General features: G+C 64.1%; 3 protein-coding genes. All 3 read left to right on the forward strand.

All coding sequences use genetic code 11. The annotated features are described in order from the left end of the window. Positions 1-281: 281 nt before the first annotated feature. Positions 282-557, forward strand: coding sequence for a hypothetical protein (locus Q673_RS23360; protein ID WP_023005078.1), 276 nt, complete (start codon positions 282-284; stop codon positions 555-557). A gap of 105 nt (positions 558-662) precedes the next feature. Next, positions 663-1196, forward strand: a complete 534-nt coding sequence (locus tag Q673_RS23365; protein ID WP_023005079.1) for an STY4534 family ICE replication protein — start codon at positions 663-665, stop codon at positions 1194-1196. A 97-nt stretch (positions 1197-1293) separates the two neighbouring features. After that, on the forward strand, positions 1294-1524 hold the full coding sequence (locus tag Q673_RS23370) for a hypothetical protein (RefSeq protein WP_200861394.1): 231 nt from the start codon (positions 1294-1296) through the stop codon (positions 1522-1524). The last annotated feature ends 54 nt before the right edge of the window (positions 1525-1578 follow it).

A 1578-nucleotide genomic window follows, 5' to 3' on the forward strand; every position in this document is an offset into this window, starting at 1 on the left:
GCGAGTGGGGATATCGAGGAGACGCTGCCGAAGCAGTGAGCAGTCTCCCATTGGGCAAGTGCCGCCGCTGGCGGCCCGGTGGTCTCGGCCGGTTCCAACCGAGACACCCCAGGCACCCAGGCGTTTCAAGGGTGCGCCGCTTGGCGGTACGCCGTCACCCAAGGCCTCGCGCATCCCGAGACGAGGCCGCCCATTCGGGCTGGATGCCACTGCGATTACAACCCATTCGGGGAGATGCCTCCCCAGGGGGGCGGACCCCCTGGAACCTGGAGGAAGACCCCATGGCCACGATTGTCGACGACCATGTCATGGTCTGTGACGACTGCCTGATGATCATCGCCAATGACGATGCCACCGGGCTGGATCACTTCCTGGATGAGGAGAGCGCTGCCGCCCGAGAAAGGGAGGTGCGTGAGTCCATCTACGCAGCGCAGCGCGACGGGAACACCCTCGTCGTCGGCGATAGCGAGTACGACGAAGCGTTCTCGACCTCATCCTGCGACTGCTGCCACACCCACCTGGCAGGCGCTCGGCACCACTGCGTGCTGATGGGCTGAACCAGCGTCTGAATCCACCCCTTGCCCACCCGGGAAGCCACTCGACTTCCCGCAGGGGGCGAGTGTCTCCCGGGTGCACACCGCAACCCACCGAGGAGACACACTATGACGGTCACCACTCACCAGAGTGCCACCACTGGCTTCTTCGACCTGCATATCACCGGCCTTGGCTACCTCAACCGCATCCGAGAGGTCAGGCCGAAGCGTGGAGACGCGTTCTGGGCATGCGATATCGCCGCCCTGAACGGCCCCGCGGACGATGTGGGCTATACCCGCTTCGACTGCCGGATCAGCGGCCGTGAGGCCGAAGCGCTCGTCAAACGCTGCCGTCAGGCGGTGTATCAGGGCCGCAAGGTGCTGGTGGGCTTCAAGCTGGGCGACCTCTGGACGGACACCTTCGTCTACTCCAGAGGCGACAAGGCGGGCCAGACCGGCGTCAGTCTCAAGGCGCGCCTTCTGTTCATCAGCTGGATCAAGGTGAACGGCGAGATGGTTTACCAGGCACCCCGCCGCGACGAGCAGACTGCCGGCAACGACAGATCCGCTGCCTCAGTGGAGCCGTCTGAAACCGGCAATGGCTACGCCGCTGCCCACGCGGGAGAAGCGGCCGGCTCCTTCGATTCGCCGGCCATGCACTGATCCACAGCGCTTCCATCAACCTACCCAGCCGGGGATTTACCTCCCCGTCGGGGAGGTTCTTCTCGGCGATGACAGTCCGCTGGAGAAGACAATGCGAGTGGAAGTTAACCAACTGCTCTACGATCCGCGAGATCCGATCTGCTTCTACATCCTGAGCGAGAGTGCCGGGAGGCTGTACGCCTTCGTGCAGTGCATCGATCGGGGCATGGATCTCAAGGCTCACTACCGCGCCCGCTATTGGGGCGAGTACAGCCACGACGACCCGGATGGCAGCATCCGTCTCATCCTGACTCACGGGGGTAAATGGCCAGGCCTGCCCCTCGACTAACCACATTGCCCATCACCACCCAGCCGGGGAAATGCCTCCCCGCTGGGAAGGTTC

Origin of the sequence: Halomonas sp. PBN3 (assembly GCF_000475415.1) — a bacterium.
Taxonomy (GTDB): domain Bacteria; phylum Pseudomonadota; class Gammaproteobacteria; order Pseudomonadales; family Halomonadaceae; genus Halomonas; species Halomonas shengliensis.

Coding starts and splice junctions, on each gene's coding strand:
- Q673_RS23360 (WP_023005078.1), top strand. CDS start 282: ATGGCCACGATTGTCGACGACCATGTCATGGTCTGTGACGACTGCCTG.
- Q673_RS23365 (WP_023005079.1), top strand. CDS start 663: ATGACGGTCACCACTCACCAGAGTGCCACCACTGGCTTCTTCGACCTG.